Consider the following 26,376-nt stretch of genomic DNA (forward strand, 5'->3'; position numbering starts at 1 on the left):
GAACTCCGGATTCGAAAAGGGGCGGCGCGGTGGAGCCCCCCCCGGGGCCGGACGGGAGGGACGGTCTGGCGGAGGAGGGCGAGGTCACTTCCCCCAGAGCTTCTGGTACGCCTCCCGGTATCCCTTGGGGTCCCAGGAGGACTTGCCACCGCTGTTGTCGGCCGAGGTGATGTGAGCCGGGGCAACGTAGCCGCTGGCGGGCTTGCCGGCGAAGGCGCGGTTGAACTCGTCGATGATCTGCCAGCCCTGCTCGGACAGCGGTTCGGGAACGGTCGCCGTCTGGAACTGCTTGCTGTTGATGCGCTGGAAGGCGGACGGGTCGCCGTCACCCGCGCCGATGTTGAAGGGCGCTCCGTTGCCCTGCTTGCCTGACGCGCGCAGGGACGGGGCCGCGTCGGCGAAGTACAGGTCGTTGATGGCGATGGAGTTGGTCCACTTGGTGCCGAAGCGGGACAGCAGCGCGGACACCTCCTGTGGTGTGCGGTTGCTGGCGTCGGCGATGGGGATGTTGGACGTCGTCAGGACCTTCACGTCGGAACAGGTGGCGAGTTCCTTCTCGATCAGGTCCGACTTGCCCTTGGCGAAGGGGATGGAGGCGTCGGTGAAGACGACCACGCCCGCCCGGCCGTTGGACTGGCTGATGACCCAGTCCGCGCTGATCTTGGCAACGTCCTGGACCCTGGTCGTGACGTTGCTGAAGAGCTTCGGGTCCGTGCTGGGGCCGGGGGCGTCGACGGCGTGCCAGCCGATGAGGGGGATGCCGGCGGCGTTGGCCTGGGCGACCTGCTGTGCGGTCGATTTGGGGTCGAAGCCAGACAGTACGATCCCGTCGGGCTTGACGGCGACGGCCTGGCTGAGCGCGGCCTGGATACCGGCCGGGGTGCCCTGGCCGTCGATGATCCGCATCTTCCAGCCGATGGCCTTGGCGGCCTCCTTGACTCCCTCGGCGGCTCCTGCAACTCCCGGGTTGGTCATGCTCTGGGCGACGTAGACGATGGTCTTGCCGGAGACCGCCTTGGGGCCGGTCGTCGGGCCGTCCCAGGGGGCGTTGACGTCCTCGGCCGCCTTGACCGCCTTCTTGGCCTTGGCGAGGACGGCGGGACAGCCGGCCTTCGCGTCGGAGACGGCGGCAGTGCTGCCGGCTTCCGAACCTCGGGTGCAGCCCGCGGCGAAGGCGGTGACCAGAGCGAGCGCGGCCACAGCTCTCAGCGGCGTGACGCGGGTGTGGTTGTACGACACGGACGTGCTCCTTGCTGACGTGCGGGGGGGGGAGAGTTCGAGAAGGGAAGCGAGACGGCTCCCGTCGCCCGGAGTGCTCAGGCCTGGTTCGTGGACGGGGCTGGTGTGGACGGCGCGGGCTCCGAGAGCGACTTGCGTGTGGCAGTGGCTCCGGCGCGCAGCCGGCGGCGTGCGGAGTAGCCGGCCAGGCCGACGGCGAGGAGGAGGGTGCCGCCGTTGAACAGGGACGTGGCCCAGAACTCGGCGCCGAGCTGCTGGATGCCGGCGAGGCCGATGGCGAGGATGGCGACGGCGACGACGGTGCCTGCGGCGTTGGCACGCCCGGGCTTGATGGCGGTGGAGCCGAGGAGAGCGCCCACGAAGGCTGGCAGCAGATAGTCCATGCCGACGCTGGGGTTGCCGATCTGCTGCTGGGCGGCGAGCAGGACCCCGGCGAAGCCGACCACGATGCCGGACCCGGCGAACGCGTAGATGCCATAGCGGCGGGTGGGGATGCCGACCAGGTCGGCGGCGCGGGCGTTGGAGCCGATGACGTACAGGTAGCGGCCGAGCGGCAGCCGCTCCAGCAGCAGCCAGAGGATGACGGCGAGGCCGAGGACATAGAAGGCGGGTACGGGCAGGCCGAGGAACGTCGAGTCGTACAGGTCCGTGAAGGCCGGGGGCAGGCCGTGCGGACCGGGGACGATGCGGGCGCCGTCGGTGATCCAGCCGGTGCAGGCGTACAGGACACTGCCGGTGCCGAGGGTGGCGATGAAGGAGTCGATCTTGGCGAACTCGACCAGCAGGCCGTTGAAGACGCCGATGAGGCCGCCTCCGGCGATGACGACGAGGCAGGCCACCGGCCAGGGCCAGCCGTTGTTGACGATGAGCTGCATCGCCAGGACGTGGGCGAGGCCGAGGCCGTAGCCGACGGAGAGGTCGAACTTGCCGGTGACGATGGGGATCATCGCGCCGAGCGCGAGCATCGCGGGGATCGACTGGTTGGACAGGATCGACGAGGCGTTGGCCAGGGTCGGGAAGGTGTCCGGCAGGGCGAGGGAGAAGACCAGGAACAGCAGGACGGTGAGGGTGAGCAGGCCGTAGGTGCCTATGAGGTGGCCGCGGAGCCGGCCGCCGCCAGGGGGCTTCTGCTTTCCGGTGCCCGGTTTGCGCGGACCTTCGGTTGTGGCGGTGCGGGGGGTCGGGCTCGTGTTCCGCAGGGCGTGGCGGGAGGATTCGGTCTCGGTGGCCATCAGTGGGTGCCCGTTCCGGTCAGCGCCGGCATGGCCGACGCGGCATGGGTGAGTTCGGTGACGTTGAGGGCTTCGCCGGACAGTTCCGCGGTCACGCCGCCCCGTACGAAGACCAGGGCCCGGTGGCAGACGTCGGCGACCTCTTCGAAATCGGTGGAGATGAGCAGGACGGCGAGTCCGGCTGCGAGGGCGTCGTCGAGGAGCCGGTAGATCTCGGCCTTGGCGCCGACGTCGACGCCGGCGGTCGGTTCCTCGAGGATCACCACGCGGCGGCTCAGGCGCAGCCAGCGGCCGATCATGACCTTCTGCTGGTTGCCGCCGGAGAGGGTGGCGATCGGTGCCTCGGGGTCGGCGGGGCGCACTCCGAAGCGCTCCACCAGGTCGCCGGCCTCCGCGCGCTCATGCCTCGGGCTGATCCAGCGCCAGGGTGAGCGGGCGTCCGCGCGGGGGTTGGCCAGGAAGTTCTCGCGCACGGTGAGTTCGAGGGCGCAGCCCTCCTCCTGGCGGTTGCTGGTGACGAAGCCGATGCCCGCGTCCACGGCGGCGGCGACCGAACGGGGACGGTACGGGCTGCCGTCGAGCAGTACCTCGCCTTCGGTGAAGGGGCGGGCTCCGGCGAGGGCGCGGCCGAGGTCCATGTGGCCGGCGCCGGTGAGGCCGACCATGCCGAGGACCTCCCCGGCACGCAGCTCCAGGTCGACGGGGCCGGCGCCCTCGGTGGTGGCACCGGTCAGGCGCAGCACGGTGGCGGCCGTGGTGCCGGTGGTGCGGGGTGCGGCGGGACGATGGCTCTCCGGCCCGCGGCCGACGATGTCGTGCACGATCCGCTCGGGGCCGTGCTCGGCGAGCAGGCCTTGGCTGATGAGGTGCCCGTCGCGAAGGACGGCGAAGCGGTCGGCGACCTGGTAGACCTCGTCGAGGCGGTGGCTGACATAGACGATGGCGTGGCCGCGGTCCCGCAGCGTGTGCAGGACGTCGAAGAGCCGGGCGCAGTCGGCGGCGGGCAGGCTGGCGGTGGGCTCGTCGAGGACGATGAGGCGGGCGCGGGTGGACAGCGCGCGGGCGATGGCGACCAGGGAGCGCTCGGCGCGGGTGAGGTCGGCGACGGCCGCGTCCGGGTCGAGGTGACCGGCGACGATGTCCAGGGCCTCGGTGCAGCGCCGGCGTACCTGCCGCCAGGAAACGAGGCCGCCCTTGCGGGGGTAGCCGGTGCCCAGGGCGACGTTCTCGGCCACCGACATCCACTCCACCAGGCCCAGGTCCTGGTGGATGAAGGACATCTCGGTGGAGGCAGCGTCGGTGCCGAGGGGGTGTCCGGCGATGGTGACCTGGCCTTCATCGGCGCGGTAAACACCGGCAAGGATCTTGATAAGTGTGGATTTTCCGGCACCGTTGTGTCCCAATAGGGCAAGGACGCTGCCCGCGTGGATATCGAGGTCGACGTCGGCGAGGGCGAGGGTGCCGCCGAACCGCTTGCGCAGTCCGCGAATCGTCACCAGCGGGCGGGGATCCGCGAGGCCGTCGGGCGGCGAGCTGGGAGTCGTGTCATCGGGAGCGTCGTTCACGGACTTCTCCGGGGATCTGCCGGCCGAGGACCACTCCATCGGCTCGCACAGAATCCTGAACTCATCCCAGCATGCTGGTCAAGGTTTCGGCAGACATAGATTGCCCCAAAGTTACGGCGGCCGCACGGAAAGGTTCCGTACGGCCGCCGTCGCGTCGCTCTCTCCCGGCGGGACCTCACAGGTCCCGCACGCCCTCACCTGCTGCTCGTGGACATCCCCTGCGGCAGCATCGGGTTCTCCAGCCCCGCCGCGATGTCGCGCAGGTCCTTCAGCAGCGCCTCACGGAACTCGTCGTCGAGCCGCGCCTTGAGTACGGTGACGCTGATCGCGAAGGGCGCCGAGTCCGTACGGAATCCCGTGACAGGCACGGCCAGGCAGAGCACACCGGCCGTGGCCTCCTCGTCGTCGATCGCATAGCCCCGCTCCCGGGTCGCCGCCAGGTCCTCCAGCAGCGCGGGCACGGACGTCAGGGACCGCTCACTGAGGGCGGGCAGGGTCCTGCCGCGCAGCCGGTCCTCGGCCACCGCCGGGTCCAGGGTCGACAGGATCGCCTTCCCGGTGGCCGTGCAGTTCGCCGGGAACCGGTCGCCGATGTTGGCCGTGAGGCGCAACGGCTGCGTGCCGTCGTACCGGGCGAGGTACAGCACGTCCAGGCCGTCGAGGACGGCGACCCGGGCGGTCTCACGGGAGATGTGCGAGCTGCGCCGGCACAGCTCGTAGAAGTCGCGGAGCTGGTCCACCGTGGAAAGGTAGCGGCCGCCGAGCTCCACCAGCTTGCGCCCCAGGCTGAAGCCGGTGCCGTTGCGCGTGATCATGCCCGCCGCCTCCAGGGAGGCACACAGGTTCCCCGTCGAGGACTTCGGCAGACCCAGGGCACGGGCGAGCTCGCTCACCGACAGCGGGCGGCCTTCCGCCTCACCGAGCGTGTCGAGGATCGCCACGGCCCGCGTCACCGCCGGGACAAGACTTCCCGGGTCGCTTGCGCTCACCGTCAACTCCACCCATCATTCTGTTCGTCGTTCAGCATGTTGTTATTGTCCCTCGTGTGTCCCCGAACGACAATGCCGTCGGCGCACGCTTTGCCGTCGAGTCTCACGGAGATTCCCGACCGGGTCCTACCCGCGATCCCGGCCGAGTCCCACCGAGATCTCCGACCGTAGCGCGCCTTCCGGGCCGGCCGACGACACCCTCCGAGCCTTGGAGCGCTGAGCAGCCCATGACCAGCAGCCCGTCCGATTCCCCGCCACCTCCTTCCGCCCCCTCCCTCCCCCGCAACGGACCTCGCCTCTCGCGGGAGGAATTCGACACGCTCTTCGACACGCTCCGCACCTGGGGCCGCTGGGACCCCGCCGACCGCGGCGCGTGGAACCGGGTCACCCCGGCCCATGTCCAGCGTGCCACCGCCCTGGTCCGCTCTGGCACCACCGTCCCGATGGCCCTGCCCTGGAACACGGTGCCCGGCCCGGACAACGGCAAGCCCGCCCTGCACTACATGTCCGACCTCGGCGACGTGGAGGCCCCCGAGCCGTCCTGCCACAAGGACTTCATCGCCGTCGACTACCACGGCAAGGGCGTCAGCCATCTCGACGCCCTCTCCCACATCGCCTACCGCGGACAGCTCTACGACGGCCGTACCGCCCGCGAGGTCGTCGACGCCGCAGGCGCCCACTTCGGCGCCGTCTCCGCCCTCGGCCCGCTCGTCACCAAGGGCGTCCTGATCGACCTGCCCGCCGCCCTCGGCACCGACTGGCTCGAACCCGGAACCGCCGTACACGCCGACGGCGTCCTCGCCGCCGAGAAGGCACTCGGCGTGACCATCGGTGAGGGCGACGCGGTCCTGCTGCGCTCCGGCCACTTCCGGCGCCGCGCCGAACTGGGCGCCTGGAATCCCGACAACGCCAGCGCCGGCTTCCACGTCGACGCCATCCCCCTGCTGGCCGAGCGCGGGATCGCCCTGCTCGGCGGCGACGGCGACAGCGACGTACGGCCCTCCCCCGTCGAGGGACTGCACTCCCCCGTGCACGCCCTCGCCATCACCGCCATGGGCGTACCGCTGCTCGACAACCTCGACCTGGAGGCGCTGTCCACAGCCTGCGCGGCGGAAGGCCGCTACGAGTTCCTGCTCGTCGTGGCGCCGTTGAACGTCCCCGGCGGCACGGGCTCGCCCGTCAACCCGGTAGCGGTGCTGTGATGGCGGCCACCCGACCGGCCGCCGGCCGGTTCACCGTGGGCGTCAGCCGTGACTTCCTCGACGCCGACGGGCGCAATGTCTGGGGCGACATCCGGCTCGGCGATCTGGACGCCGCCGGGGTCGACTGGGACTACCTCCCTCGCGACACCGCCGAACTCCTCGCCCCGGACATCGACGGCCTGGACGCCGTCCTGTTCGCCGGCCCCGCCGTCACCGCCCGCACCTTCGCCGGCGTCACCAGACCCCCGCTGCTCCTCGCCCGCTTCGGAGTCGGCTACGACGCCGTCGACCTCGACGCCTGCACGCGCAACGGCGTCCTGGTGACCATCACCCCGGACGGCGCCCGGCGCCCGGTGGCCACCGCCGCCCTCACCCTGCTCCTGTCCGTCCTGCACAACGTCACCGCCAAGGACCGGCTGGTGCGCGAGGGACGCTGGTCGGAGAAGGAACAGTGGATGGGGCTGGGGCTCACCGGCCGCCGGATCGGCCTGCTCGGACTCGGCAACACCGCCCGTGATCTGGTCGGACTGCTCCGGCCGTTCGAGGTCGAGGTCATCGCCTACGACCCGTACTGCCCGCCGGAGACCGCAGCGGAACTCGGTGTCCGTCTCGCCGACGCCGAAACTGTGATGACGGAGGCCGACGCGGTGATCGTGATGTGTGTGCTGACCGAGGAGACCTTCCATCTGGTCGACGCCCGGCGACTGGCCCTCATGAAGCCCTCGGCCGTACTGCTCAACGTCGCCCGGGGCCCGATCGTCGACGAGTCGGCAGTGATCGAGGCACTGCGGGCCGGCCGTATCCGCGCCGCCGGACTGGACGTGTTCGAGACCGAGCCGCCCGATGCGGGCAACCCGCTGCTGAGCATGGACAACGTGGTGCTCAGCCCGCACAGTCTGGCGTGGACGGACGAGATGTCCGCCGGGAACGGCGGCAGCGCGGTGCGGGCGATCCTGGACGTGGCGACCGGCCGGCTGCCCCGGTTCGTCGTCAACCGGGACGTGCTCGGCCACGCGGACCTGTCCGAGCGGCTGGGCGCGCTGGCAGCCGGTCCGGGCGAGCCCGCGACCGCGGGAGCCCGCCCGTGAGCTCCCCGTCTCCCCCGCCCCGGACGGTCGGCTTCATCGGACTCGGTGCGATGGGTCTGCCCATGGCGGCCAACCTCGCCGAGGCGGGCTTCGACGTCCTGGTCTGGAACCGCAGCCGGCCCTCCCTCGAAGCCGCCGTCGCCGCCGGATGCCGTGCCGCCGGCCGTCCCGCCCAGGTGGCCGGCGCCGCCCGGGTCGTCCTCACCATGCTGCCCGACCTCCCCCAGGTGCGGGCGCTGCTCGACGGCCCGGACGGGCTGCTCACGGGTGCCGGAACCGACGGAGCCATGGACACACTCGTCGTGATGGGCACCGTCTCGCCGGTGGCGGTCCGTGCGCTGGCCGAGGAGCTGCGCCCGCGCGGCATCGAGATCGTCGACGCTCCCGTCAGCGGCGGCGTGACCGGCGCCCGCGACGCCGCCCTGTCCATCATGGCGGGCGGCACGGCGGACGCCGTCGAACGGGTCCGCCCCTACCTGGCCGCCATGGGCTCGACCGTCCGCCGCATGGGCGACACCGGAGCCGGTTCACTCGCCAAGGCCTGCAACCAACTCGTGGTCGCCGGAACCCTGGTGGCCCTCGCCGAAGCCGTCGTCCTCGGTGAGCGCGGCGGACTCGAACCGGCCGCCCTGCTGGACGTATTGGCCGGCGGCCTCGCCGCCTCCGAGGTGCTGACACAGAAACGCCACCACCTCGCCGACAGCGACTTCACCCCCTCAGGCCCCGCGCGCTATCTCCACAAGGACCTCGGCTTCGTCCTGGACAGCGCCGCCGACGCCGACGTCACGCTGCCGCTGTCCGCCACCGTCGCCGCCCTCTACTCGGCGATCGACTCCGGCGGACTCGGCGACCTGGACAACAGCGTCGTACTCCGGCTGCTGCGCGAGGGCCGTCTCCTCTCCCCCGACTCGCACTCCACCACCACGAAGGACTGAAGCACATGCAGGTAGGAATCGTCGGCCTCGGACGTATGGGCGGCAACATGGCGGCCCGCTGGCGCGACCGCGGTCACGAGGTGCTCGGCTACAGCCGCACCTCACCGGACCGTGACGCGGACTCCCTGGAGGAACTGGTCGGCAAGCTCGCCGCGCCGCGCGTGGTGTGGCTGATGCTGCCCGCCGGCGACCCCACCCGCCAGGCGATCCAGCAGCTGACCGGGCTGCTCTCCCCGGGCGATGTGATCGTCGAGGGCGGCAACTCCCGCTTCAGTGATGACACCGAGCACGCCGCGCTGCTCGCCGAGCACGGCGTCGGATACGTCGACTGCGGTGTCAGCGGCGGCGTCTGGGGCCGGGAGAACGGCTACGCCGTGATGTGCGGCGGCGCGGACGAGCACGTCCAGCGGGTGTGGCCGCTGCTGGAGTCGCTCGCCCCTGAGCAGGACGGGATCTGTCACGCGGGCCCGGTGGGCGCGGGCCACTACGCCAAGATGGTCCACAACGGCATCGAGTACGGCATGATGCAGGCCCTCGCCGAGGGCTACGAACTGCTGGAGGCCAGCGAGTACGTGCCTGACGTACCGAAGGTCCTCGCCTCCTGGCGACACGGCACGGTCGTACGCTCCTGGCTGCTCGACCTCCTCGTCCGCGCCCTGGAGCAGGACTCCGGGCTGGCCGGCCTGTCCGGCCGGGTCGACGACTCCGGCGAGGGCCGCTGGACCGTCGAGGAAGCGGTACGCCTGGCCGTGTCCGCCCCGGCCATGACCGCGGCCCTCTTCGCCCGCTTCGCCTCCCGCAAGCCGAATGCCGCCCAGCTCAAGGCACTGGCCGCGATGCGACAGCAGTTCGGCGGGCATGCGGTGCACGCGGCGGCGGGCACGCCCGGCGGCAACGGCTGAACACGCTCCGGCCACACGGCCGGATCACAGCGCCGCGGCCCGTCGGGCGACTCGCCCGACGGGCCGCGGTCCCCTACGGGACCTGGGACGACCGTGGCACGGGCGACGAGCCAACGGTCAGCGCACACACACCGTCGACGCGGACCGCCGCGACGCAGAGCGAAGGACATGACTGACGAGATGCACGGCAACCAGGCGGACAGCAGACACGGTGCCGGTGAAATACCTGACGGGGGCTCGTCGCTGAGCCGCCGGAAGTTCCTCGCCACCACGACGGTGGTGGTCACGGCGGGCGGCGTGTCGACGGTCGCCGCCACGGATCCGCCGAGCCGGTCCGCTCCCGGCCTGCACGGCCCCGCAGTCCCGGTCCACCGCACCCTCAGCCCCTTCCTGGACCCGCTGCCCGTCCCCCCGACCGCCCGGAAGACCCGCGCCGACGGCGTCTCGCACCTCACCGTCCGGATGCGCGCCACGACGACGCGGCTGCACTCCCAGCTGCCGCCCACACCTGTCTGGGCCTACGACGGGCTGGTGCCGGGCCCCACGATCGAGGTGCGCCGGGGCGAAAAAATCCACGTCACCTGGGCCAACGACCTCTCCGGGCACCTCCCCGTGACGGTGGTCGAGGTGCCCGCCACCACGACGCCACCGGCCCTCTGGGACCAGCCGGGCCGGAGCGGGTACCCGGCCCGGGCCGACGTCGCGGAACTCCGGCCCTGGACAGTGGTGCACCTGCACGGGGCGGTCACCGGCAGCGGCAACGACGGCTGGCCCGAGAACGGGGTGGGACCCGGGCTGTCGCAGCTGTCCGAGTACGTCAACGACCAGCCGGCGACCGCGCTCTTCTACCACGACCACGCCATGAACATCACCCGGTGGAACGTGATGGCCGGCCTGTCCGGCCTGTATCTGATCCGGGACCAGCAGGAGGACGCCCTCGGCCTGCCGAGCGGTCCGTACGAGGTGCCGCTGTTCATCGCGGACCGCAACCTGGACACCGACGTCGAGGGCCGGCTCACCGGTCGCCTGCTGCACAAGACGGCCGTTGTCCATCGTGAACCGATGCTGCAGATGCGGGCCTTCACCGGCCCGTTCACCCAGGTCAACGGTGTCATCTGGCCGTACCTGCGAGTGGCGCCGCGCTGGTACCGGCTCCGCGTCGTCAACGCCGCCAACACCCGCCAGTACCGGCTGACGCTGACCGACGAGGACGGGCGGCCCGTGCCGGCCGGCACCGTCCACCAGATCGGCACGGACCACGGGCTGCTGGCCGAGCCGGTGCCCTTGAAGGACGACGGCCTGACACTGGGCTCCGCCGAACGAGCCGACCTACTGGTCGACTTCTCGGCGTTCCGCGGGAAGCGGCTGCGGCTGGTGAACACCAACGCCAACCCCGACCCCGGTCCCTGGCCCCAGGTGATGGAGTTCCGGGTGGACGCCCGTCCCGCGCACGATCCGTTCGTCCTGCCCCGGCGGCTGAGCGCGGGCGCCCCTGCCCCACAGGGTGCCGCGCCGGACCGCCCCGGGCAGGACCGGCTCGTGGTGCTCACCACCATGGGCCCCGGACAGGCCCTGTGCTGGGAGATGGAGCGCACCGACGCACCCTCCGGCGATCTGCCCTCCGACGGCATCGTGCAGATCCGGGAGGACGACGGCAGCGTGACGACGTACCGCCGCGCGGCCGCGGGCTTCTACGACCCGGTGCGCTTCTTCGTCCGGACCCGGAGCTGGGAACGCTGGCGCTTCCTGCACGCGGCCCCCTCCGGCTGGCCGCACCCCATGCACATCCACGCCACCAGCTTCCGGGTGCGAAGCCGGGAGACCTACGACGTCGGCGGCTTCACCTCGTTCGCCCTGCCCGGCGGCGGCATCGGCTGCGGCACCGCCACCCCGCTGCGCCGGACCGGCACGGCCGAGGTTCCGCCCGGCGAACGCGGGTGGAAGGACACCGTACGGGTCGGTGCCGGCGAACTCGTCACGGTCGACGGGTACTTCGGCGACTCGGCGGGGAAGTTCGTCTACCACTGCCACATGCTCGAACACGAGGACATGGGCATGATGCGGCAGTTCGTGGTTCTCCCCGACCAGGTCACGCGGCTGGGCGCACCGATGGACATGCCGTCCTCCCCGGACGGCGACATGGGAACCCACGGATGACCAGGCGGAGCCAGGGGCCGGCGCTGCTGGTGGCCGGGGCGTTCTTCATGGAGAACCTCGACGCCACGATCATCTCCACGGCCGCCCCCGACATGGCCGCCTCCTTCGGTACCAAGCCGGAGGCCATCGGCGTCACCATGACCGCGTATGTCGTGGCGCTGGCCGTGTTCATCCCCGTGAGCGGCTGGGCCGCCGACCGCTGGGGCACCCGTCGGGTATTCGTCTGGGCGATCGCGGTGTTCACCGTCGCCTCCGCCCTCTGCGCGGCGGCTGACGGCCTGATCGAACTGGTCTTGACCCGGGTGCTCCAGGGCATCGGCGGGGCCATGATGGTGCCGGTCGGGCGGCTGGCCGTCCTGCGCACCACCCGCAAGCAGGACTTGTTGCGGGCGATCGCCTGGCTCACCTGGCCGGGCCTGCTCGCCCCGGTGCTCGCGCCCGCGCTTGGCGGCCTGTTCACCACGTACGCCTCCTGGCGCTGGATCTTCCTGGTGAACGTGCCGCTGGGTGTTGTGGCACTGCCCGCCGCCCTGTGGCTGATCCCCGATCTGCGGCGGGAGAGCGGTGCGGGGCGGGGGTTCGACTGGGTGGGGTGCGTGCTCGCGGGGGCCGGGCTGGCCTCGCTGGTCCTCGGCCTGGAGCTGCTCGGGGGCTCGCCGGCGGGCTGGGGCACGGCGGCTCTCTGGCTCAGCGCGGGAGTGGTGACCTGCGGTCTGGCGGTTCGTCATCTGCTGCGGTCGCGCCGTCCGTTGCTGGACCTGACGACGTTCCGAGTGGCGACGTTCCGGGTGTCGAACGCGGGCGGCGCCCTGTTCCGGGCCGCGATCAGCGCCGTGCCGTTCCTGCTGCCGCTGATGTTCCAGCAGGCCCTGGGGTGGAGCGCCGCACGGGCCGGGCTGGTGCTGGTAGCGGTGTTCGCGGGCAACATCGCCGTCAAACCGTTCACCACCCCGCTGCTGCGCCGCCTCGGTTTCCGCGCGGTGCTGGTGGTCAACGGAGTGGCTACGGCCGTGACGTTCCTGCTGTGCGGCCTGCTCGGCGCGCGCACGCCCCTGGCTCTGGTGGTCGCCGTGCTGTTCGTCGGCGGGGTGTGCCGGTCCGTCTCGCTCAGCGCGTACGCCACGATCGCCTTCGCGGACATCGAGCCGGAGCGGACCGCGGACGCCAACGCCCTGGCGAGCACCGTGCAGCAGCTGGCCACCGGCCTGGGCATCGCCATGGCCGCGCTGGGCCTGCGCGCGTCCGGTCCCCTCGCCGCGCTGCTCGGCCTGGACGGCCCTACGGCGGCCTACGCTGTGGCGTTCGGGCTCCTCGCCGTGCTGCCGCTCGTCTGCGTCGCCGAGGCGTTGCGGCTGCCGCGGGACGCGGGGGCGGTGGTCACCGGGCCGGCCTCCGAGCGCGTGGAGCGCCCTGCTGCTCGGTCGGCCTGACGGGCTGGACGGCACCCAGAACCGCGCCCGCCGAGCCCGCGGTCGGCGCCCTCCCCTGGGCGGCATGCCGGGTTCCGCCCGCGGCGCACGCGCCGGCCCCGCAAGCCGGGGCAAGGCACAGCGCAGTTCCCGGCCCTGCCGTCAGCCCGCTCTGTCCCCAGGCGCCGGGAATCGCGACTGCGGGACCAGCGGTCGTCGTCCGTGCGGGGCCGCACGCCGCTTCAAGGCTACGGCGACTCCGGGCACGCGGCGGTACAGTAGCGCCGCCCTCCCCGGAGGCATGGGCGGCCCCTACGCGGAGAGCTCCCGCAGCACCGAGTACAGCCGCTCGGCCAGGGGCCGGGCGTCCGCCATCCGCCGGGCGGCCACCGGGTCCGGCAGGACGGTGCGATGCGGCCGGGACCAGACGTCGGCGGGCAGGGCGGAGAGACCGGGCACGGTGCCGAGGGCACGCCAGCCGAGGAGCGCGGCGCCGAATCCGGAGCCGGCGGTGTCGTCCGTGATGCCCACCGGCATGTCGAGCGCCGCGGCGACGATCTCCGCCCACAGCGACGACCGCAGCGCCCCGCCCGTGGCTCGCACGGAGTCGACCGGCGCCCCGGCGGCGACGACCGAGTCCCGGACCAGGGCCAGTTGCTGCCCGACGCCCTCGATCATGGCCCGGGTCATGTGGGCTCTGCCGTGTCCGCGCCGAAGCCCGACCAGGGCACCCCGGGCGTCGGGGTCCCACCAGGGGGCGCGTTCGCCGAGGAGATGCGGCAGCGCGGTGAGGCCCTCGGAACCGGGTTCGACCTCCGCCGCCTCCTTCAGCAGGTCGGCCACGTCGACGCCGCCGAAGGACTCGGCGGCCCACTGGGCGACGACGCCGGCGTTGCTGACCGCTCCGCCGAGCACCCAGAGTCCGTCGGCGAGGTGGTAGCAGAAGACACGGCACCTGTCGTCCACGTCCGGCCGGTCGCGTACGACGCGGAGCGCGCCGCTGGTGCCCAGCGACAGCGCGGCCGTACCGGGGGTGATGGCGCCGACGGCAAGATTGGCGAGTGGCCCGTCTCCGGCGCCCGCGACCACCGGCAGCCCGGCGGGCAGGCCCAGCGCGGCGGCCGGCTCGGGCAGCAGCGGGAAGGTAGCAGTCGGCTGTACGAGGTTGGGCAGCCGTTCACCGGAGACCGATGCGGCCTCCAGTGCGGGCCCGTGCCAGTCGATGGTGCGGAGGTTCATCAGCCCGGTGGCGGAGGCACAGGAATGGTCGGTGATCAGGCGGCCGGTGAACCGGGACAGCACGTAGTCCTTCATCCCGCACCATACGGCCGTACGACGGCAGAGGTCCGGTTCGTGTGCGGCGAACCAGGCGAGCTTGGTCAGCGGCGCCATGGGGTGCACCGGGGTGCCGGTCGCCCGGTGGAGTGCGTCCCCGCCCTCGGCCCGCAACCGGCGGGCCGTGTCGGCCGCACGAGTGTCGGCCCAGCTCAGGGCGGGAGTCAGCGGTTCGCCGGAGGAATCGAGGGCGAGCAGGGTGTGCAGGGCCGCGCTGAAGGACAGGCCCCGGACGGTCAGCCCCAGGTGCGCGCAGCGTTCGACGCTCTCCCGCACCGCGTCGACCACTCCGGCCAGCACGGTGGCGGGGTCGTGGACGGCTTCGCCGCGCCGCCCCGTGCGCAGGGGGGCGGGGCGTTCGACGGTCGACACCGGGCGGTACGCGGCGTCCACCGCGACCACCTTGGTGGCCGTGGTGCCCAGGTCGATGCCGAGCACCGCCTCGCCGGCGTCGTTCATCGCGGTCTCCGTTTCGGCTTGGTTCCGGGCACGCCCGTGGAGGTGGCTCGGCAGGGGGATGCGCTTGGATGCCCGCCCGGCGCCCCCGGCCGGGGAACACGGAGGCGCTGGGCGGGCGGCTGAGGGGGCGGACGGGCGCGGGACCGGCCTTGGCGTGCCGGCCTTGGGGTGCCCGTCCCGCACCTGGCAGCAGGGAGGAAGGGGCGCGGGACGGGCAGTTCGGACGCGGAGCGTCAGCGGGCGTCGGCGGGATCGGTCAGGTCCCGGCCGCGGGTCTCCGGTGTGGCGAAGGTCGTCAGGAAGGTGATGAGGGACAGCACGATCACGTAGCCGGCGAGGGGCCACCAGGAGTCGTTGAAGGCGAGCAGCAGCGTCGCGCCCAGCAGCGGGGCCACGCCACCGGCGACGATCGCGCTGAATTCCCGGCCGATGGCCACGCCCGTGTAGCGGTGCCGCGCGCCGAACAGCTCGGCCAGTAGGGCGCACTGGGAACCGAGCATGCCGTTCACGCCGACGCCGATGCCGATGGTGATCACGACGCAGATCAGCACCGTGTTGCCGGTACTCATCAGCGCGAAGGCGGGAATGGCGAACAGGGCCTGGAAGAGCGCGGCCCAACGGTACAGCGGGACGCGGCCGACCCGGTCGGACAGCATGCCGAACAGCGGGATGGTGACGATACCGGCGAGCGAGGCGCAGGCGACGGCGAGCGGGCCGACCGAGGAGGAGACGCCGACCACGGCGGTGACGTAGCTGATGCTGAAGGTGGAGTACAGGTAGGAGGTGCCGTTCTCGGCCATCCGCAGGCCGAAGGTGATGAACAGGTTCCGGCGGCTGCCCACCATGAGGTCGCGCAGCGGGCGCTTGCTGACCTCTCCGGTTTCCTCCAGCTGTGCGAAGGCGGGGCTCTCCTCCAGCTTCAGCCGGATGTAGACCGCGACGAGGATCAGCACCGCGCTCAGCAGGAACGGCACCCGCCACACCCAGCCGAACAGGACGTCGTCGTCGAGCTGCGCCAGGGGGATGAACAGGGCGGTCGCGAGCAGCATACCGACCTGGATGCCGACGAAGGGGAGAGCGGCGTAGTAGCCGCGTCTGCTCGGTGGGGCGTACTCGGCCATCAAGGTGGAGGCGCCCGCCTGTTCGGCTCCGGCGCCGAAGCCCTGCAACAGTCGGAGCAGCATCAGCAGGATCGGGCTCCAGACACCCGCTGTGTGGTAGGTGGGCAGCAGCCCGATGGCGAAGGAGGACCCGCCCATCAGGGCGACGGTGACGACCAGCACCGCCTTGCGGCCGTGCCGGTCGCCGAGCGAACCGAAGAAGAGACCGCCGAGGGGGCGGGCGAAGAAGCCGACCGCATAGGTGGCGAAGATGGCGACGAGCCCGACCGCGTCGCCGAGCCCCGGGAAGAAGAGGTGCTTGAACACCAGCGCCGAGGCGGTGCCGTAGATGGCGAAGTCGTAGTACTCGAGGGCGCTGCCCACCGAGCTCGTGAAGAGTGCGCGGCGCAACCCCGGGTTCTTGTGGGTGCTGTCGCCTTCGGCGGGCCGGGAGGATCTCGTCGTGGGCACCGTCATGGATGCCGCCCTTCCGTCTTACGGACGTGTCACACGCCGTTCATCTGGGGACGACGGGGACCGTAACAGCATGCGGCACTGAAACCAATATGCTGTTCGGAAGTCAAGCTTCCTTCTTGCCTCACGTCCCCCGCCTTGCCTGCCAGTCACCTCGTCGTCCAGTATGTTGTTCCAAGTACAGCATTTGGTTCAGGAGGTCAGGTGTCAGGACAGAAGAAGGTCGGCGTCGCAGGGCTCGGAGTCATGGGCTCCGCGATCGCCCGCCGGTTCCTCAGGCGCGAACGCGCGGTGGGCGTCTACGACATCCGGCCCGAGGCCGCGGCCGAACTCGTGCGGGACGGGGCCAGCACGGCCGAGTCGCCCGCCGTGCTCGCCGCGTCGGGAGTAGTGGTCCTCTCCCTCAACACCGCCGACATCGTGGAGCAGGTCGTCTTCGGGCCGGACGGAGTACTCAGTACGGCCGCGGACGGTGTGCTGGTGATCGACATGTCGAGCATCGACCCCGGACGCACCCACGAGTTCGCCGAACGCGCCGCCAAACTGGGCGCCGGCTGGGTCGACGCCCCGCTGTCGGGCGGCGCACCGGGCGCCGAACGCGGTGAGCTGACGCTCATGCTCGGCGGCGAGGAGGAGCACGTCGAACGCGCCCTGCCCGTTCTCGGCGCCCTGGCCTCCCGTCTTACGCACCTCGGCCCCGCCGGCTCCGGCCAGTTGGTGAAGTCCGTGAACCAGGTGCTGGTCGGCATCGGTTTCACCGCGCTCGCCGAAGCGGCCGCCCTGGTACGGGCGGCAGGCCTGCCGCCCCGGCAGGTGCTCACCGCGCTCAGCGGAGGCAGGGCCGACTCGTCGCTGCTCCAGGAGTTCTTCGTCAAGTTCGCCAACGCCGACCTTTCCCCCACCGGACGCGTCAGCAACATGGTCAAAGACCTGGAGGCCGCCCGCGACTACGCGCGCTCGGCCGGCGTACCGCTCCCGATCACGACCGCCGTCGCCGAACTCCACCGCTGGCTCGCCGCGGCCGGGCACGGCGACGCCGACAACGCCGCGCTCATGCACTACTACGCTCCCCTGGAGGTACGGCCGTGAAGGCTCCTGCCCTGTTCGATCTCGCCGGCCGCCGTGCCCTGGTGACCGGCTCCAGCAAAGGCATCGGTGCGGCCCTCGCCGCCGGCCTCGCCGAGGCCGGGGCCGAACTCGTCCTCAACGGCCGCGATGCCGGGGCGCTGGAGCGCGCCCGGGAGGAGCTGGCCGAACGCACAGACGCGAAGGTGCACACGGCGGCCTTCGACGTCACGGACGAGAGCGCCGTACGCCGCGCGGTCCGGGAGGTCGAGCACGGCATCGGCCCTCTGGACATCCTCGTCAACAACACCGGAGTGCAGCACCGCGAACCCATGCTGGAGGTCTCGGCCCAGACCTTCGAGCGAGTCCTGCACACCAATCTCACCAGCGCCTTCCTGGTGGGCAGGACGGTCGCCGCCGGGATGGTGGAGCGCGGCCACGGAAAGATCGTCAACATCTGCTCCGTGCAGACCTGGCTGGCCCGGCCCGGCATCGCGGCCTATGCCGCCTCCAAGGGCGGCCTGGCCATGCTGACGCGCAGCATGTGCGCGGAGTGGGCGGGCTCGGGTCTCACCGTCAACGCACTCGCCCCCGGCTATGTGGTCACGGAGCTGACCCGCCCACTGGTGGACGACCCCGCCTTCGACTCGTGGATCAGGGGCCGCACCCCCGCGGGCCGCTGGGCCTCGGTCGAGGACCTGGTCGGCACGCTGGTGTGGCTCGCGGCACCGGCGTCCGACTTCGTCAACGGCCAGGTGATCGCCGTCGACGGCGGTCTGACCGCAGTGGTCTGACACACCGCCAACCCCCACCTGCACAACCAACTTGAGGCAGCCGAGCCGTTCGGCAGAGAGCGGGACGAGGACATGAACGACAGGGACTCAGCGACGATGCGAGCCGTGGTCGCGCACGGCGCGGGCGACCTGCGCTTGGAGGAACGACCGGTACCGACGCCGGGGCCCGGCGAGGTCACCGTCGAGATCCGGTACGGCGGCATCTGCGGCTCCGACCTGCACTACTGGCGCCACGGCGCGGTCGGCGAGTTCCGGCTGCGCGAACCCCTGATCCTGGGCCACGAGATCGTGGGCCGGGTACGCGAGGCGGGCCCCGGCACCCAGGCGCCCTCGCCGGGAACACCGGTGGCCGTACACCCGCTGGCATCCTGCGGCCGGTGTCGGCAGTGCCTCGCCCGGCGGCGCAACACCTGCCTCGACACCGGCTATTTGGGCAGCGCCGCCCGCAACCCTCACGTCCAGGGCGGCTTCGCCGATGTCCTCGTCGTACCCGCCGAGCGTGCGCTGCCGCTACCCGAGGGACTGGACCTGCGGCTGGCCGCGGTGGCCGAGCCGGCCGCGGTCGCCTGGCATGCCGTACGACAGGCCGGCGACGTACGCGGCAAACATGTCCTGGTCACCGGTGCGGGCCCCATCGGCTGCCTGGTGGTCGCGGCACTACGGGCGGCCGGCGCGGCCGAGATCACCGTGACCGACGTGCACGAGGCCCCGCTGGCCATCGCCAAACAGGTGGGCGCCACGTCGACCGTACGGGTCGGCTCCGGCGGCGAAAGCGGACTGGAGGAACTCGCCGCGGACATCGCGATCGAGTCCTCGGGCAACCCGGCCGGACTGCGCACGTGCGTGTACGGAGTCGACCGGGGTGGCCTCGTGGTGGGCCTCGGGCTGCTGCCTCCGGGCGACACGCCGGTGGCCGCGAACGCCCTGATCACACGGGAGCTGCGACTCGTCGGCTCCTTCCGCTTCGACGACGAACTCGCCGACGTTCTCCAGGCGTTGGCCGACAGCAGCCTCCCGGTCGAGCCGGTGGTCACGTCCGTGCTCCCGGTGGCGAATGCGCTGGAGGGGTTCGAACTCGCGGCCGATCCCGCCCGCTCCTGCAAGGTCCTGCTCGACTTCGGCGGGGCCTGACGCGACGCCGGGGCTCGTCCCCGTTGCCTGCCCCACCCCCACTACCGAACGGAGTTGAGCATGTCCGCCGCCCCCGCCCACCGTCCCCGCGTGGCCGTCAGCCGCACCGGCCTGCCGGGCGACGGCGTCGAGCGCCTCACCGCCCGCTTCGACGTCGTCGACTGGACGGGAACGCAACCGCCGTCACCCGACCAACTGGCCCGACTGGCCAAGGGCTGCGAGGGTCTGCTCGTCCTCGGCAGCGACCGGGTCGACGCCGCGCTGCTCGACGCGGCAGGGCCCGACCTGCGGGTCGTCGCCCTCGCGTCCATGGGCTACGACGGCGTCGACGTGGCAGCCGCCGCCCAGCGCGGCGTCGTCGTCACCCACACCCCCGATGTGCTCGCGGACACCACCGCCGACGTGGCGATGGCGCTGATCCTGATGTCCCGCCGCCGCCTTCCCGCCGCCATGGACGCACTGCGCCGGGGGGAATGGGGCGCCTTCCGCATGGACGCCTTCCTCGGCCTCGACGTACAGGGGGCGACCCTCGGCCTGATCGGCTACGGCCAGATCGCCCGCGCCCTGGCCCGCAGGGCCGCCGGATTCGGCATGCGCGTACAGCACCACCACCCACGGCGCAGGGAGGACGACGAACTCTCCCGCTGGGTGCCGTTCGACGAACTGCTGCGCACCAGCGACGTGGTGTCCGTCCACACGCCGCTGACGAAGGAGACCGAGGGCCTGATCGGCGCGGTCGAACTCGCCGTGATGAAACCGACCGCCACCCTCGTCAACACCGGACGGGGCGGAGTCGTGGACGAGGAGGCCCTGCTGACGGCGCTACGCCGGGGGGAACTGCACTCGGCGGGCCTGGACGTGATGACCGCCGAGCCACGCACGGACCCCTCCGATCCACTGTTCACCGAACCGCACCTCGTGGTGCTCCCCCACGTAGGCTCGGCCACCGAGGCAACCCGCTCTGCCATGGTGAATCTCGCCGCCCGCAATCTCGAGGCAGTCCTGGCCGGGCATCCCGCCCTCACCCCGATCCCAGGCACCACTGGTCTGCCCACGCACGGGCGCCGGCAACACACGACGCGATGAGGTGGATCAGCCCAACGTCGCTGCCGCAGCAGCGCGAGCGGCGCTTCCGACAGTGGATCCGCTCGGAGCCTCGGAACGACGTGACGGCGTGCGCCGGGTGAGTCCTTTTCTGACGCCTCATTGGCTTGTTCCGGGGTCTTCGGCAGCGGGGGGTGGTTGAGGATCAGGGTGGCACCGTCGACCCCGAGGGGACCGTAGTTGTTGATGGTGAACGTGCCGCCGGTGAGGTGGCCGGCGGGAACCGCATCACGCCTGGCGAGGTCGGTGAGGCGGCGCAACTCGGTGGCGAGAGGTCGAGCGGCAGCCGGTCGGCGCCACGTACTACGGGAACGACCAGGCCGTGATCGGTCTGAGCGGCGAAGCCGAGGTGCACGTGCGGCAACCGGACGATCTCCGCTAGGACACGTTTGCTCCCCACGGGCCACAGCGCGAGCATCGCTGTCCCGCGCCAGCACCCGGCTTGGCCGCCCGCCGGGTCAGCATTCGTCGCGCCGCCCCCGAACCTGCAAAGACCGACGCAAGTTGCGGAGCTGCGAGAAGAGCTTCTCCATCTCACCTGACTGAGCGTCAGCAAAGTCAGCTTCAGGTCAGCAAGAGTCCTGCCACAGCTGCCCATAGACAGCCACACCGTGGAATCACCAAGTCCGCCGACCCAAGCAAGCGACGCGCTCGGCCGGCGCCCGGCGAGCGGTCGAAAAGCGGCCGCCGATGCCGCACGGCACCGGCCTGGCCCATTCCGAAGGGCCTCACCTGTATCGGCGGGGCGACTGGTGGTACCTGGTCATCGCCGAAGGCGGCACCGACCGGGGCCACGTCGTGTCGGTCGCGCGCTCACGCAGCCCCCGAGGGCCGTTCGCAGCCGCCCCGAACAATCCGGTCCTCACCCACCGCAGCACGGCTCATCCCGTCCAGAACGTCGGTCATGCCGATCTGGTCGAGCGCCCCGACGGGACCTGGGCTGCGGTGTATCTCGGCACACGGCCGCGCGGCCGCAGTCCGCGCTTCCACGTCAACGGTCGTGAGACATTCCTCGCCGACGTCTCATGGGTGGAGGACTGGCCGGAGTTCGAGCCGGCGAGCCTGCGCGTTCCCACCGGGCAGCGGGACTTCGAGGACGACTTCTCCTCGCCCGGACTGCATCTCAGGTGGGTCTCGCCAGGAGAGCGTCCCGACCGGTTCGTCCGCAGCGTGCCGGGAGGGGTGGTGGTGGGGCACGCACCGAGCGAGACCGGTGAGCCCTCGGGCTTGTTCACCCGGGTCGGCGGAGACCACTGGGAGGCCGACTTCCTCGTGGATACGGGGAAGGGTGCGTTCACCGTCGCGCTACGGCTCGACGGTGCTCATTGGTACGGGCTGCGCGTCGCCGACGGCGAAGTCACGGCCGTCGCACGTATCGGACAGATCCAGACAGTTCTCGGCTCCCGCCCGCTGCCCGACTCCCCTGTCACCCTCCGCATCCGGTCCACGGAGCCGACCTGGAACGGACCGGACGACATCGAACTGGGCATCGGTGACGGAGCCGGCACCGATGTCCTCGCCCGCCTGGACGGGCGCTATCTCTCCACCGAAGTGGCGGGCGGGTTCACCGGGCGCTTGGTCGGGGTGTGGAGCGAGTCGCGGGAGGTCCTTGTCCGCCGGGTCCGGTTCGCCGAACAGCGTGCGTGAAACCACCCCCGCGACGGACGTACTCTCCTCCCCCAGGTTCTGCCTCAGGGGGTGTCTTCCCTACTCGGGATCCGGAACCGATATGGCCCGCGTACCGGTGTAGACGGAGCGTGGACGCAGCGACGGCGTGCGGCTGCTGCCCGGCTACCGCACCCGACGTCACCGGCCGACCACCGAAGAGGCACGCGCACTGTCCGTCCCCGCCACCGAGGGCAATTCCCGTCGACGGCGCTCGCGCCCGACCAGCTCAGAGCCCAGGCGACAAGGCACTCCTCAGCGAGGGCGGCGCAGCACTCTCCTCACTGTCTCCAGGCCAGTGGCAGGCCTGGGCGCCCACACTCCTGGCGTTCCTCCTCACCAGCACTGCGGCCCGCCGTATCGGCCCCCGCGGCCAGCTGCTGGAAAGGCCCTCCCCCCTGCGCACAGGAACTGACGCCCACCCACGACACGCTGGTCCGGGCGTTGTACGAGGCGGAAGAGGCTTCACTCGAGCTCGACCTGGCCTCCAACGTCTGGACCCCGATCGTCGGCAAGTCGATCAGCGGGCGGAGTGCCCTCGTGTGCGGCGAGGGCATACGAACCTCCTCAGGCCGGTGCCGGGCCGGAGCGGAGAACCCCAGGCCCGGCAGCGGGCGTGACGAGGCCGATGCCCTCAGGGGACGGCCTGTCAGCTCGGCTTGAGGATGATCGCCTGGCCGCCCGCGGGAGCCATGGCCACGCTCAGCGTGGTGGCCGAGGTGACGGTCCGGGTGCTGACCACGACCGGGGTCTGGTACGGGCCGGTGCCCGGCGTGCCGTCGGCGTAGACGGTGGCGGTGTAACTGACACCGCTGTCCAGGAACGACAGCGGGAGCGACAGCGTCCGGGCCGTCTCGTTGGTCATCGCCCCCAGGTACCAGGTGGTCCCCCGCCGGCGGGCCACGGCGACGAACTGGCCGATCGACCCGGCCAGGGTTCGGCTCACGTCCCAGGTCGTGGGGACGGCGTTGAACCAGGGGAGGCCCGGCCAGTTCGTCGGGTTGGCGTACTTGGACGTCTGCTTGTCATACCAGAAGAGGAAGTTCAGCGGCTGGTAGTACACCGCGGCCATCGCCATCTGGTGGGCGTTCGTGGTCTTGTTGCGGGACTGGCCGTAGCAGATCGTGTAGTCCAGGGGACCGCCGATGTTGCGGGCGAAGGGCAGGGTCACGTTGTGGGTGGCGGTCGGGAACTGCTCGTTGCCCCGGACGCCTTCCATGCTGATGAAGTTCGGGTACGTGCGCTCGTAGCCGAACGGGCGGATGTTGTCGTGCATGTCGATCAGCAGCTCGTACTTGGCGGCGGTTTTGACCCAGGTGATGATCTGGTTGGTCATGGCCTGGGTGCCGTCGAGGACGAAACCCAGCTTGACGCCCGCTATGCCCCAGCTCTTGTAGAGCGCGAACAGGGAGTCCGCGTCGCCCACCGCGGTGCGGTCCGCGTAGAGGATGACCCCAATGCCGTGGTCGGCGGCGTAGGAGATGACCGCGGGAAGGTCGATCTCGGGAATCGGCTGCCTGGCGGGCGAGGTGACCGGTCCGTACCAGCCGCCGTCGTACTCGATGTACTGCAAGCCGCGCGCGACGGCGAAGTCGACGCCCTGGATGCCGGCGGCGGTCGTGAGCTCGCAGCGGAAGGCCTTGCCGGGCTTGATCCACGAGGTGTCGCTCAGGGCGTTCGGCGGGGCCAAGTTGAGCACCAGTTCGGCGTTGTCGACCAGCTCGGCGTGGGTCGACCCGATCACCACCGCGCGCCACGGCGTCGCGAACGGCGTGGTGACGGTGGAGGTCGTCGCGACCGGGCCGCTGCCGCGTGCGGTGTGCTCCATCAGGAAGGCGGACAGGGCGTTGGGCTGCCCGGAGACGGAACTGAGCATCATCCGGGGGAAGTTCACCCGGGAAGACTCGCAGACGCACGCGATGACCCCACTGGGCAGGGTCGCGGTCAGCGGCAGATCGGTCAGAGGGCCGATGTCCGTGCTGGAGGTGCCGGTGACCGGGATGGAACCGGGGGCGACCGGGGTGTAGTCGGCCTCGTCACGGGCGCTGTAGACCAGCGTCCTGTCCGGGAAGGTGAACGTCGTCAGCTCGTCGGAGATGGTGGCGGTGCCGGTACCGAGCAGGACGTAGCGGAGGGCGACGCCGGCGTTGTAGGCGCGGGCCTGGACGCTGAAGCGGACCCCGGAGACGGTGTCCTGGAGGTTCCAGCGCTGCTCCTGGTAGTTGTCGGTAATGGTCGAGTTGCGGCCGTAGACCGGATTCCAGGTGGTGTTGGTGGTCCAGTGCTGGTTCTGGGTCACCGTCACGTTGCTGCCGAGGGTCGTCCCGTTGCTCAGCCTGAGACCGAGGGGCGAGGTGGCGATCACCGTGGTGCCGCTGCGCAGGACGGACCACTGGAGCGCTCCGCCCACCACCGACAAGGTGAGGACCGTCCTGCCGTCCGGCGAGGTCGCCCTGACGGAGGCGTCCGCGGCGTAGGCGGGCCATGTCGCCCCCGTCCCCGCCACCACCGTTCCGGCAGTGATGATCACGCCCTTGAGTATTCCCCTGCGGGAGACGGTCGCCGAGTTCTCGACGGAACCCACATCGGGCTCTTCCTGCTCGCCTGCACTACTCAACATGAGTGGGGCCTCTTCCTTGGGGACCGCATGACAGCGGACCACACTTCGAATAGAACCAACCGGTCGTAAACGTTTGAAGGTGTCGGGAAGTTGTAGGGGCGTCCGCATGCGAGTCAACAGGGGTTGGCAAGTCATGTGACCGTTACCGACAGGGGGGTGTGACCGCTGATGACTCGTCATGCTCTGTTCGTCGGGCCGCGCCCTCGCAACCGGCGGGGCCGGCTGCGGCGGGCCGTAACGGGCGACCCCGTGGCGACCCACCGCCCACCCGTTACCTGTCACGGATGGCGCCGCATCACTTCGGTGTACGGGCAGTGCCCCGGCGCCCCTCTTCGATGGCGGGGTCGCCGGGGCACGCGGTCAGGAGAGAGTCCAGGTCTCGCTGTTGACGCTCGCGCTGCCGCCGAGCTCCTGGTCCACCGCTGCTCCCTGGGTGGTCGAGCCCGCGACGCCGATGTGCAGGCCGCTGCCGATGTTCACCAGCATGTAGTTGCTGCCGGTGTAGCTGCCGGTCAGGTCCAGGGCCCACTGCTGGTTCGTCCCGCCGTTGCAGGTCCACTGCTGCAACTGGACGCCGGCGGTGGTCGACCGGTTCGGGACGTCCAGGCACAGCCCGCTCTTCACGCTCTTGAGCGTGAAGATGTTGTCCGCCACCCGGGTGAGGGTCCACTGCTGGTTGGTACCGCCGGTGGACGGCCACTGGATGATCTTGGCGCCGGTCGCGGTGGAGCCGCTGGCGACGTCCATCAGCATCGAGCTGCCGACGTTCTTCAGCGTGTGGACCCCTTCCGACGGGATCCCGCTGCCGGCCGTCCATGTGCCCGCGTCCACGTTGAGGGACCAGGTCGGGTACTGACCGAGGTTCACCGTCGTGCCCCGGATGGTCAGCGGCAGCCAGATCAGCTTCGAGGCGCCCAGATTGGAGGTGTCCCAGCGGTCGCCCGCGTAGATGTACGTGGTGCCGGAAGTGCCCTGGACCGTGATGATGTTCGCCGTCTGGCTGCCGTAGGTCTTGGTGCCGGGGGCGGCGAAGTTCCGGAACGCCGACCAGGGGCCGCTCAGCGAGGTGGCGGTGGCGTAGACGTTGTCGTTCAGGCTCCAGCCGGTCAGGCGGGAGCCGAGGACGTAGTACATCCCGTCGATCTTCACCATGGCGGGCGACTCGACGCTGCCGCTGCTGCCGCCGCTGCCCAGCACCGCCACCGCGCTCTCCACGGAGAGGTAGTCGGCGGAGAGCTTGTAGATGCGCAGGCCGTTGTTGCGGTCCTCGCTCATCAGGTAGGCGGTGCCGTCGGTCTCCTGGAACAGGCCGATGTCCCGGCTGAGGTTGCCCATCGGCCGGAAGCTGCCCCGGTAGGTGTACGGGCCGCACGGCGTGCTGCTCGTGGCCACACCGACCTTTGCCTCGGCGTAGTTGGTGCTGTCGATGTGCATGTACATCACGTACGTGCTGGTCGACTTGTTGTAGATGACCTTCGGCCGCTCCACGATGCGGCTGGGGCCCAGGTCACCGCTGGCCTGCCGGCTCAGGGCCTGACGCTGGTAGGTCCAGTTCGCCAGGTCGGTCGACGTGTAGCAGGTGATGTCCTCGAACGACGTGTCCGCCGACGTCTTTCCGGTCTTGTCCTCGCCGAAGCCGTACCAGGTGTCGCCGACCTTGACGATGCCGAGCCCGTGCAACTGCAGGGCGTTGCCGTTCTGGTCGGTTCGTGCGGCGCCCGTCGTGAAGGTCACCGTGGCCGCGTGTGCCTGCGTGGCGGGCACGAGCAGGGCGGCGAGGCTGCCCAGCAGGGTCAGGAACGCGGCCATGGCGGTCCGCCATCGGGCGCGCGGTGGCGGTGTGCGGTGTGATGTGGTGTCGGACATGGTGTCGCCTCTCCGTCGAGGTTCGGGGATGGTGCGGGGAGTGCG

General features: G+C 71.1%; 19 protein-coding genes and 1 pseudogene. 11 read left to right on the forward strand and 9 right to left on the reverse strand.

Annotated features, from left to right (window positions below; all coding sequences use genetic code 11):
• Positions 1 to 84 precede the first annotated feature (84 nt).
• The 4 genes from PV963_RS03665 to PV963_RS03680 all read right to left on the reverse strand — a co-directional run bounded on the left by PV963_RS03665 (position 85) and on the right by PV963_RS03680 (position 5,025).
• A complete protein-coding gene (locus PV963_RS03665; protein WP_425540869.1) occupies positions 85 to 1,239 on the reverse strand; it encodes a substrate-binding domain-containing protein in 1,155 nt (384 codons plus the stop codon).
• Between the two features lie 77 nt (positions 1,240 to 1,316).
• Positions 1,317 to 2,471, reverse strand: a complete 1,155-nt coding sequence (locus PV963_RS03670; RefSeq protein ID WP_274814099.1) for an ABC transporter permease — start codon at positions 2,469 to 2,471, stop codon at positions 1,317 to 1,319.
• On the reverse strand, positions 2,471 to 4,036 hold the full coding sequence (locus tag PV963_RS03675; protein WP_274814100.1) for a sugar ABC transporter ATP-binding protein: 1,566 nt from the start codon (positions 4,034 to 4,036) through the stop codon (positions 2,471 to 2,473). The genes PV963_RS03670 and PV963_RS03675 overlap by 1 nt, the downstream gene beginning before the upstream one ends.
• Before the next feature lie 194 nt (positions 4,037 to 4,230).
• Entirely contained in the window at positions 4,231 to 5,025 is a 795-nt protein-coding gene (locus PV963_RS03680) for an IclR family transcriptional regulator (protein WP_274814101.1), read from the reverse strand.
• A gap of 227 nt (positions 5,026 to 5,252) precedes the next feature.
• Between PV963_RS03680 and PV963_RS03685 the strand changes: the two genes are divergently transcribed.
• The 6 genes from PV963_RS03685 to PV963_RS03710 all read left to right on the forward strand — a co-directional run bounded on the left by PV963_RS03685 (position 5,253) and on the right by PV963_RS03710 (position 12,739).
• The gene (locus tag PV963_RS03685; RefSeq protein ID WP_274814102.1) at positions 5,253 to 6,227 is read left to right on the forward strand and encodes a cyclase family protein; all 975 of its coding nucleotides are present in this window, start codon (positions 5,253 to 5,255) and stop codon (positions 6,225 to 6,227) included.
• The gene (locus PV963_RS03690) at positions 6,227 to 7,315 is read left to right on the forward strand and encodes an NAD(P)-dependent oxidoreductase (RefSeq protein WP_274814103.1); all 1,089 of its coding nucleotides are present in this window, start codon (positions 6,227 to 6,229) and stop codon (positions 7,313 to 7,315) included. The genes PV963_RS03685 and PV963_RS03690 overlap by 1 nt, the downstream gene beginning before the upstream one ends.
• Entirely contained in the window at positions 7,312 to 8,250 is a 939-nt protein-coding gene (locus PV963_RS03695) for an NAD(P)-dependent oxidoreductase (RefSeq protein ID WP_274814104.1), read from the forward strand. The genes PV963_RS03690 and PV963_RS03695 overlap by 4 nt, the downstream gene beginning before the upstream one ends.
• A gap of 5 nt (positions 8,251 to 8,255) precedes the next feature.
• Complete coding sequence (gnd, locus tag PV963_RS03700) at positions 8,256 to 9,152, forward strand: phosphogluconate dehydrogenase (NAD(+)-dependent, decarboxylating) (RefSeq protein ID WP_274814105.1); 897 nt, start codon at positions 8,256 to 8,258, stop codon at positions 9,150 to 9,152.
• Positions 9,153 to 9,320: 168 nt separating this feature from the next.
• Positions 9,321 to 11,309, forward strand: a complete 1,989-nt coding sequence (locus PV963_RS03705; RefSeq protein WP_274814106.1) for a multicopper oxidase family protein — start codon at positions 9,321 to 9,323, stop codon at positions 11,307 to 11,309.
• The gene (locus PV963_RS03710; protein WP_274814107.1) at positions 11,306 to 12,739 is read left to right on the forward strand and encodes an MFS transporter; all 1,434 of its coding nucleotides are present in this window, start codon (positions 11,306 to 11,308) and stop codon (positions 12,737 to 12,739) included. The genes PV963_RS03705 and PV963_RS03710 overlap by 4 nt, the downstream gene beginning before the upstream one ends.
• A gap of 291 nt (positions 12,740 to 13,030) precedes the next feature.
• Here PV963_RS03710 and PV963_RS03715 read toward each other — a convergent pair whose 3' ends face one another.
• Positions 13,031 to 14,512: a gluconokinase gene (locus PV963_RS03715; protein ID WP_274814108.1), complete on the reverse strand. Its 1,482-nt coding sequence runs from the start codon at positions 14,510 to 14,512 to the stop codon at positions 13,031 to 13,033.
• Positions 14,513 to 14,745: 233 nt separating this feature from the next.
• On the reverse strand, positions 14,746 to 16,089 hold the full coding sequence (locus tag PV963_RS03720; RefSeq protein WP_274814109.1) for an MFS transporter: 1,344 nt from the start codon (positions 16,087 to 16,089) through the stop codon (positions 14,746 to 14,748).
• Between the two features lie 201 nt (positions 16,090 to 16,290).
• Between PV963_RS03720 and PV963_RS03725 the strand changes: the two genes are divergently transcribed.
• The 4 genes from PV963_RS03725 to PV963_RS03740 all read left to right on the forward strand — a co-directional run bounded on the left by PV963_RS03725 (position 16,291) and on the right by PV963_RS03740 (position 20,162).
• On the forward strand, positions 16,291 to 17,175 hold the full coding sequence (locus tag PV963_RS03725; RefSeq protein WP_274814110.1) for an NAD(P)-dependent oxidoreductase: 885 nt from the start codon (positions 16,291 to 16,293) through the stop codon (positions 17,173 to 17,175).
• Complete coding sequence (locus tag PV963_RS03730; RefSeq protein WP_274814111.1) at positions 17,172 to 17,945, forward strand: SDR family oxidoreductase; 774 nt, start codon at positions 17,172 to 17,174, stop codon at positions 17,943 to 17,945. Before PV963_RS03725 ends, PV963_RS03730 begins: the two co-directional genes overlap by 4 nt.
• A 72-nt stretch (positions 17,946 to 18,017) precedes the next feature.
• The gene (locus PV963_RS03735) at positions 18,018 to 19,076 is read left to right on the forward strand and encodes an L-idonate 5-dehydrogenase (RefSeq protein ID WP_274814112.1); all 1,059 of its coding nucleotides are present in this window, start codon (positions 18,018 to 18,020) and stop codon (positions 19,074 to 19,076) included.
• 60 nt (positions 19,077 to 19,136) lie between these two features.
• A complete protein-coding gene (locus tag PV963_RS03740) occupies positions 19,137 to 20,162 on the forward strand; it encodes a 2-hydroxyacid dehydrogenase (protein WP_274814113.1) in 1,026 nt (341 codons plus the stop codon).
• A 149-nt stretch (positions 20,163 to 20,311) separates the two neighbouring features.
• On the opposite strand, the pseudogene PV963_RS03745 reads toward PV963_RS03740, so the two are convergent.
• A pseudogene (locus PV963_RS03745) lies at positions 20,312 to 20,559 on the reverse strand (2-oxo acid dehydrogenase subunit E2); the annotation flags it as partial.
• Positions 20,560 to 20,870: 311 nt separating this feature from the next.
• Between PV963_RS03745 and PV963_RS03750 the strand changes: the two are divergent.
• Entirely contained in the window at positions 20,871 to 21,827 is a 957-nt protein-coding gene (locus PV963_RS03750) for a family 43 glycosylhydrolase (RefSeq protein ID WP_274814114.1), read from the forward strand.
• Positions 21,828 to 22,494: 667 nt separating this feature from the next.
• Here PV963_RS03750 and PV963_RS03755 read toward each other — a convergent pair.
• Together PV963_RS03755 and PV963_RS03760 are read right to left on the reverse strand one after the other, a co-directional pair.
• Complete coding sequence (locus PV963_RS03755) at positions 22,495 to 24,465, reverse strand: glycoside hydrolase family 97 protein (protein ID WP_274814115.1); 1,971 nt, start codon at positions 24,463 to 24,465, stop codon at positions 22,495 to 22,497.
• 360 nt (positions 24,466 to 24,825) lie between these two features.
• Complete coding sequence (locus PV963_RS03760; protein ID WP_274814116.1) at positions 24,826 to 26,331, reverse strand: RICIN domain-containing protein; 1,506 nt, start codon at positions 26,329 to 26,331, stop codon at positions 24,826 to 24,828.
• Positions 26,332 to 26,376 lie beyond the last annotated feature (45 nt).

It is taken from the genome of Streptomyces coeruleorubidus, assembly GCF_028885415.1.
Taxonomy (GTDB): domain Bacteria; phylum Actinomycetota; class Actinomycetes; order Streptomycetales; family Streptomycetaceae; genus Streptomyces; species Streptomyces coeruleorubidus_A.